General features: G+C 33.5%; 6 protein-coding genes and 1 other annotated feature. Of the genes, 2 read left to right on the top strand and 4 right to left on the bottom strand.

From position 1 onward, the window contains the following. Nucleotides 1-151 precede the first annotated feature (151 nt). The 3 genes from wecB to J2S07_RS12200 are packed head-to-tail and all read right to left on the bottom strand — an operon-like array spanning nucleotide 152 to nucleotide 3,420. Nucleotides 152-1,276: a non-hydrolyzing UDP-N-acetylglucosamine 2-epimerase gene (gene wecB / locus J2S07_RS12210; RefSeq protein ID WP_307150687.1), complete on the bottom strand. Its 1,125-nt coding sequence runs from the start codon at nucleotides 1,274-1,276 to the stop codon at nucleotides 152-154. Next, on the bottom strand, nucleotides 1,269-2,414 hold the full coding sequence (locus J2S07_RS12205; RefSeq protein WP_307150686.1) for a polysaccharide biosynthesis C-terminal domain-containing protein: 1,146 nt from the start codon (nucleotides 2,412-2,414) through the stop codon (nucleotides 1,269-1,271). Before J2S07_RS12205 ends, wecB begins: the two co-directional genes overlap by 8 nt. Before the next feature lie 13 nt (nucleotides 2,415-2,427). Next, nucleotides 2,428-3,420: a polysaccharide biosynthesis protein gene (locus J2S07_RS12200; RefSeq protein ID WP_307150685.1), complete on the bottom strand. Its 993-nt coding sequence runs from the start codon at nucleotides 3,418-3,420 to the stop codon at nucleotides 2,428-2,430. 596 nt (nucleotides 3,421-4,016) lie between these two features. Between J2S07_RS12200 and J2S07_RS12195 the strand changes: the two genes are divergently transcribed. Next, nucleotides 4,017-4,712: a hypothetical protein gene (locus J2S07_RS12195; protein WP_307150684.1), complete on the top strand. Its 696-nt coding sequence runs from the start codon at nucleotides 4,017-4,019 to the stop codon at nucleotides 4,710-4,712. Nucleotides 4,713-4,878: 166 nt separating this feature from the next. Here the strand turns inward: J2S07_RS12195 and J2S07_RS12190 are convergent, their stop codons facing one another. Further along, entirely contained in the window at nucleotides 4,879-6,036 is a 1,158-nt protein-coding gene (locus tag J2S07_RS12190; protein WP_307150683.1) for a glycosyltransferase, read from the bottom strand. A 240-nt stretch (nucleotides 6,037-6,276) separates the two neighbouring features. Here J2S07_RS12190 and J2S07_RS12185 point away from each other — a divergent pair, with 240 nt between their 5' ends. Continuing rightward, on the top strand, nucleotides 6,277-7,041 hold the full coding sequence (locus J2S07_RS12185; RefSeq protein WP_307150682.1) for a glycosyltransferase: 765 nt from the start codon (nucleotides 6,277-6,279) through the stop codon (nucleotides 7,039-7,041). A 219-nt stretch (nucleotides 7,042-7,260) separates the two neighbouring features. Next, nucleotides 7,261-7,514 (top strand) — a binding site (T-box leader). The last annotated feature ends 169 nt before the right edge of the window (nucleotides 7,515-7,683 follow it).

Genomic DNA, 7,683 nt, shown 5'->3' with positions numbered 1-7,683 from the left:
CCCCCACTATCTGAACTACCATCTATGAAGTTATCAAAGAGCAATAAACGAACTGGAAATTACCTCGAAAGAGGATTCTAAACTTACTATACGAGAGGACACCATTATGCGGAAATAGCCTATTCTTAAAAAAAGCGGTAACTATCTCTAATCATTTCTCCCATATCTTCTTATTAATAATTTTTGTGTAACTTTCGATAAGTTTAACAATTTTAATTGATACATTTGTGTCTATATAATCTAGCGGTACATTTCTTTGATTATTATGACTACATACTTCAGTGACTAGCTCAATAGCCTGTATAATCTCTTTTCCAGTAATACCACCTATTACTATAGAGCCCTTATCCAATACCTCAGGCCGCTCAGTACTTGTTCGTATTAATACAGCGGGAAAGTTTAGGATAGCTGATTCTTCGCTTAAAGTTCCACTATCAGAAAGTACACAGAAAGCATGTTTTTGAAGTTTATTGTAGTCTAAAAGTCCAAATGGTTTATGAATTTTAATAAGGGGATGTAGTGGGATTTTAGTATCTTGAATTCGCTTCAAACTTCTTGGATGAGTAGAATAAATGATGGGAAGTTTATATTTGTCTGCCACTTGCTGTAATCCATGCATAAGGTTTCGAAAGTTTTGATCATGATCAATGTTTTCTTCCCTATGAGCACTAACTACTATATATTTTCCAGACTCTAATTTTAAATCATTTAAAATTTGGCTATTATCAATTTTTTCTTTAAAAAGTTCAAGTACTTCAGGCATTGGGGACCCTGTTACGAAAATAAAATCCTTTCTAATTCCTTCACTCAATAGAAAACGGCGGCCATGTTCAGTATAAGGTAAATTTACATCACTAATATGATCAACCAATCTCCGATTAATTTCCTCAGGCACATTTTCATCAAAGCAACGATTACCGGCTTCCATATGGAATATTGGAATTTTTAATCGTTTGGCGGCAATAGCACTTAATGCACTATTCGTATCCCCTAATATCAATAGTGCATCAGGCATTTCCTTTAATAAAATTTCATATGATTTTGAAATGATATTTCCAATAGTTTCACCTAGATGTTTCCCGACAACATTTAATATATAGTCTGGTGTTCTTAACTCTAACTCCTCAAAGAAGATCTTATTTAAATTTGGATCCCAGTTCTGACCCGTATGGACAAGAATATGGTTGAAATATCGGTCACAGGCTTGAATGACAGCCGATAATCTTATAATTTCAGGTCTTGTACCTACTATCGTCACTACCTTTTTTTTACTCATTTTCCACCTCTTTTACATACGTATCTGATCGCTCTGGATCAAATATTTCATTTGCCCAAAACAGCACAATAAGTTCACTGTCCCCAATATTTTCTAATGAATGGGTATACCCTGGAGGGATATCTACAACTTGAACAATGGCATCTGTCACTACGTATGAAATGATTTTATCGGAAAAAATATCTCGTAGTTTAATCTTTGCTTTACCTTTTATGACACAAAACTTTTCAACTTTTGTGTGATGATAATGATTACCACGAATGACACCAGGATGAGATGTTGAAATGAAAATTTGACCAGAATGATCCGATTTTAATAGTTCTACCAGACTTCCACGTTGATCTTGCTTCATTTCTAAACTATATGCAAAATCGTTTTGGTCCAAATAAGACAAATAAGTTGAATAAAGTGCTTTAGTCAAAGGGTTGGATAAATCAGGCAAAATCAAGTTCTTGCGTATTTTATGAAATTCATAAAGTTGATTGGCCAGATTTTTTAGAGTTATTTTATATGTTGGGGTGACTTGATAAATGGATTTATTTCTTACTTCGTTTAACCGATATATTCGACTTTTAAATTCTTTAATTACATCGTCGATATATACTAACTCTATTTCTTTTAGTGGATCATGGATTTCAATGTCTAAATCACGTGAAATGTTAAAACAAAAAGACGCAACTACAGAGTTATATTGTGGTTTTCCCCATTTGCCAAACACGTTTGTTAAGCGGTAAATAAACACCTTGTTATGGTCCGTTTCTTGTGCATATTTTTCAAGGATTTCTTCTGCCTTTTTCTTGCTTTTTCCATATGGTGTGTGATTTGTAGCTTGAATACTAGAAGACATGACAATAATAGGTTTTCTGTCTATTTTCCTCAGGATTCTAGTAATCTGTTCCGTTAGATGGACATTTCCTTTAATAAATTCGCTTTGATCATCGTTTACCCTATTAACTCCTGCCAGATGATAAATTACGTCTGCCTGCTTTAATAATTGTTCCAATTCATCAATTGTATTATCCCTTGTATAGGTTTGAATCGAAATGTTCTTAACTTCTCCTAAAGCAACATATAGATTCCTACCTATAAATCCATTAGCACCAGTTATTAAAACATTTATTATACCCTTCTCCTTCATTTAAAGCACCGCCTTAGGTAGAAAGAACATTTGCTTTTCTAAGGATTTCTTCTATTTCACTAAGTGACATTAATTCATCACTAGACTGGTATCTGGTGAAAGGTACTTTTGGTAAATGATTGTACTTTTTTTCTAGACCCTCTGGGGCATATGAAGGTAAGATTACGTAGTATTTCTCATCAAATTTATACGTGTTTTGGGATTCGAAATTAGACACTAATACTTCATGAAGTTTTTCTCCTGGACGAATTCCAATCTTTTTAATTTCTATTTCATTTTTTGCAAATTGTTCTTCCAAAACTTTAATCAAATCAATAATTCTACATGACTTCATCTTCATTACAAAAGTTTCTCCTCCAATGGCCAATTCAGAAGCTTGTATTAGTAAATCAATGGCTTCTGAAACTGTTAGGAAAAAGCGTGTCATTTCATTTGAAGTTAAAGGTACTTGATTGTGTTGTTTAATTTGGTCTATAAAAAAAGGAATGGCACTGCCGTTGGTACCAATCACATTACCACCACGTATACATACAAATCGTGTATCTTTACTCAATTGGTTTGCTTGAATCATCAATTTTTCTCCAATGGCTTTGGTTAGCCCATAAAGATTAACCGGGTCAACAGCTTTGTCAGTTGAGACATCGATAACCTTTTTTACTCCGTGATGGATACTGGCTTTAATGATATTCTCTGTACCAATAATATTAGTTTTAATAGCCTCTGAAGGTTGATCCTCACAAATCGGTACATGCTTTAATGCTGCCAAATGAAAAACATAGTCCACCCCTTTTGTTGCATGGTATACAGCTTCATAATCCCGCACATCACCGATTACAAATTTAAGGCAGTTATAATCAGAAAACATTCGATTCATCTTGACTTGGGCATATTCATTCCTTGAGAAAATGCGAATTTCTTGCGGTTTGAAATTTAGTAATTTATTGACTAGTTCGTTTCCCCAAGAGCCGGTCCCGCCAGTTATTAATATTTTTTTATTTTGAAACATTAACACCTCTCCTTGTGTATAAGTTATTTGAAGAAATCCATTAATATATAGAAATCACTATAATATTATGTGAGAGGGGGGGCAAGGACACGGCTAATGTAACGTGGTCAATCGTTTCTGAGGCTTGATTTCTAGATTGATTTTATTCGTGCGAATATACGGTTGCCGGATGAGGAATGAACATTCAGGCAACAATTTCTTGAATCTTTGAATTGAAATCATGATGGCCACTTTCATCGGGGAATAATAAGGAGGGTATTTACATATAAATCTTTTTTATCATCGAAAGCATAAATTGGCTTTCTAGCTCTACAAATTCCACAAAATACCTAGGTAATTTATTCAGCACGGATTATTAAGATTCATATTATATATGAATATATAAATAAAATTATTTAAATAAGGAGTGCTGAATATTGTTGGGTACCCGATTTACTGGGCAAAGGAAGCCAGATAAACGTATCATTGTATATATTCCTTTTAATAATCTAAATGTTCGGGAGACATTACGAACTGATCTTTATGATTATGCAAATTTACCAAATGAAGATACACATCTAACAGAGGAATGGATCAATAAAAGGATCTTTCTTTTCATGAATTTTACCTTAAAGAGTCTTATTAACCAATCCAATCCAAACTATCTTGCTTTTATCGTGTATCATGATAGCACAAAACAATATATTGAAAATGCATTGTTAAATTATCCCCCCCTCCCCTTTAATATAAGGTTTGTTTCCAGCAGCGAGTATGAGAAGACAGTAATAAATACTCTTAATGGGTATAAATACTTCTATGAACTACATCTCTACAGCGATGATGCCTACCATAAGAATTATATAGATTTTCTTTATCGTTACAGACCTTCACTTCAAACCAAAGTGTTAATTTGTCAAAATGGTTATATTTACGATTCTGCGAGGAACGAACTTGCTGAGTATTTTAATTTCTCAAGTTCATTTAATTGTTTAATCTATAGAGTAAAAGATTACTTAAAAGGGATGAGACATAATATTTTCCAACCATCGGAAACTGGAATTTGGACTGGAGCCATAAAACTTCCACATGAAATCATTGAGGATCGATTCTATATTAATCATATTCATAAGGTAAATTCAGCTTTCTTCTTAGAAGATGAAAAAAAAGAAAATCCTGTTCAGAAATATTGGGTAGATAAGGATGGTAAACCATTAAACTATATAGGAAAAAAGATAACTAATGAAAAAGAAAAACAAAGAATTCTTCAAGAGTTTTTAGGAATCAATTACAGAATTAATACATCTTGGCTCTAAGGAGCTAATAAAAGGTTTATCATACTATTCTACTAAAACGTTATAGGATGAATGACGTTGAATCTTAGCAAAAATTGATTGTGGTTTGATGTCCTGTTTTTCCAGATTTTATAACAATATTAAAGGGAAGCTTTAATTTTCAAGGCTTCCCTTAATTATGATTGTTTTAACTAAGGTTATTTTGGAGTAGCGAGGAAATATAGTCTGTTGAATACACTTTTCCAAACTCAGGTAATTGATTCTCTCCTAATACTTGATTTTCCAGGGGATTGCTATTAACAGAATACATCATTTCTGCGAGATGAACACTATCACGAAAGCTTCCTACTTGAAAAAATAAAACATATTTTGTTTCAACTAATTCCAGACTTTTTAGCAAAACGTCGCGTAAGACACCGTTTGGCGTAGAAAAATATTGCATTCGAACATCAGGAATTTCATTTGTCACTGGAAGAAACTCTTGTTTAGAGGAAATATCATGAATTATTAACCTATAGTTTGAAATGGACTGATCCAACACCAACTCCAGAGCTTGTTTTGATAATTCAGATGAATCTCCTACAGGAAAAATAATTGTGAGCTCAGGGGAAATATTCCTCCGTTTGCGTGCTTCAGTCATAACAAAATGCATTAGATACCGTCTTCTTCTGCGCTTTTCGTTTGAATTTTTTATTTGAATCGAATTACTGTAAGGAGCTTCAATCCTGAATTCCATAAGTTTTTGAGGAACAAATGTAATTTCACAGTGCTCAGTTAATCGCAAAAAATAATCGTAGTCCTCAACTGGAGTATATTGGTACCCTTCTATTTTTTGTGCATAAGTTTTCTTATACATGAATGAATAACCTACAAAATAAACATTTACCAAGTTTTCTTTTGGCTGGTCCTGATGTTTGAAAAAAAAGTCCCAATGTTTAAATGGTTTACCTTCTGCGTCGATGAATCGAAAACTACTATATGCCAAGCCAACCTCTGGTGGTGCGTTTATTAATTGCTTCCTTAAAACATATAGAAAATTAGGATAGTAAATATTATCACTTGATACCCATGTTAAATACTTAATATTATTTTGTTTCATTAAAAAGTTAAAGCCTATATTTAAAGCAGATGCGGTTCCGTTATTATATATCCTTGGAATCAATCGAATTCTTTTATCTTTTTTAGCATAATGGTTAGCAATATTTACAACATTTGGTGTTACTCCATCAATAACAATAACCAATAGAAAGTTGCGATAGTTTTGATTGAGGATAGAGTCTATAGCTGCCTTAAAAATACTATCATCTTGCTTATACACAGGCATGACAATCCCTACATCAGCCACAAATAAAATCACTCCCTTATTCTGAATTATATTTTAATTTATTCGAAAATTTATGTATGGACACGGCATTTCTTCTGTTTTAATTTCATTTCTTTTTACAGGGGAATTTAACCATTTTCCCAAACAATAAATTACTTCTCGCATAATAGAGAATATGAGAGAGGCTTCCCTCTTTATTAGGATTGACAGGGTGCGATACTCACTAGGTTAATTTAATTCCTGCGAAGGGAGCATAGCATGATGATAAAGGAGAATGGAAATGGAAAATTCATATCGGCTCATTCAAAATTACTTACAGACAAGATTTCAATTGTTATTCCTTTTTATAACTGCAGGTATGTTGACAGAGCTATTACGAGTGCCCTAAGCCAAACATACAAAAATATCGAAATAATTGTTGTAGATGATGGATCAACAAAGTATGTCGAAAAACTTGGGCCTTTTATGAAGAAAATAAAATATGTAAAAAAAGAAAATGGAGGTACGGCTACCGCTTTAAATGTCGGGATAAAACAAGCAAGTGGGGATTACTTTGTTTGGTTAAGTTCCGATGATTTATTACATCACGCAAAGGTTGAGAAACAATTAGCTTTTATGAAACAACAAAAAGCATTATTTTCCTTTACAAATTTTAATTGGATTGATAAAAATAATACACTGATTCGATTGGCGGTTAATCCGAAATTCCCCAATAAAATTTCTTTTTATCAATATATGAAGAAAGGATGTCCAATCAATGGTTCGACCGTCATGATCAAACTAGACCTTTTCTCAGATGTCGGCTTATTTGATGAAACAATGCTCTATACGCATGATTATGATTTATGGAACCGAATCGTATTAAAGCATGATATGCATTTTCTAGATCGACCACTTACTTTCTATAGGGTGCACGATAATATGGGCAGCAAAAGATTCACTGCAGCAATAATGAAAGAAGTGGATGTTATAAAAAAACGGTACAGCCAAAAACTTGATCAATTAATTGCAAAGGCTAAGAGTTGACAGAAAAAAATTACGAAAATTTTTTAGAAGTCGTAAACGAGGATGTATCAACATTGTAAGCGTATACAATAAATCTGATAAATATAAATTATCGCACAATTCACAAAAATACTGTTGACGCAGAGAGAATTTCCGAGTAAGATAGTCCTCAAATAAGAAATCTGAATGTTTAAAGAATAGCCATTAATCAAACACCAATGAAAGTTATTTTCCATACTCACGAACGCGATGAAGAGGATAAGTAATTTTATGAATAGTGGATCAACAGAGAGCCGGGCCAGCTGAAATCCGGTGGTCGCTACCTAAAATGAACTCACCTCGGAGTGCTATCTTGAAAGAATCCTTTTAGTAGGGATAGCCGAGTGCCAAACACTCGTTATCAAAAGGGTCACAATTGACCATAAGTGCACGCGCGCAAGCCGTGAATTAGGGTGGTACCGTGGAAAAGCTTCCAAAGCCTTTTCATCCCTTTTGCCTAGCTTTAGTAGGCATATGGGGATGGATGGGCTTTTTATATTTTGGCTGTGTTTATGAACTGTGTTGATATTAGCCTTATGTGTATGGAGTGAACGTATTTACTCGATACGAGCAACGAAGTGAATCCAAACGCATAAGGCGGTATCAGGCAACAATAGTTTTACA

This window comes from Anoxybacillus andreesenii, assembly GCF_030813005.1.
GTDB classification, from domain to species: Bacteria; Bacillota; Bacilli; order Bacillales; family Cytobacillaceae; genus Robertmurraya; species Robertmurraya andreesenii.
The sequence above is the reverse complement of the archived record's forward strand: the minus strand, read 5'-3'. Positions and strand labels throughout refer to the sequence as shown.

Excerpts from the sequence above, each read along its gene's own strand:
- wecB (WP_307150687.1), bottom strand. The coding sequence starts at position 1,276 with ATGAGTAAAAAAAAGGTAGTGACGATAGTAGGTACAAGACCTGAAATT.
- J2S07_RS12200 (WP_307150685.1), bottom strand. The coding sequence starts at position 3,420 with ATGTTTCAAAATAAAAAAATATTAATAACTGGCGGGACCGGCTCTTGG.
- J2S07_RS12205 (WP_307150686.1), bottom strand. The coding sequence starts at position 2,414 with ATGAAGGAGAAGGGTATAATAAATGTTTTAATAACTGGTGCTAATGGA.
- J2S07_RS12195 (WP_307150684.1), top strand. The coding sequence starts at position 4,017 with ATGAATTTTACCTTAAAGAGTCTTATTAACCAATCCAATCCAAACTAT.
- J2S07_RS12185 (WP_307150682.1), top strand. The coding sequence starts at position 6,277 with ATGATAAAGGAGAATGGAAATGGAAAATTCATATCGGCTCATTCAAAA.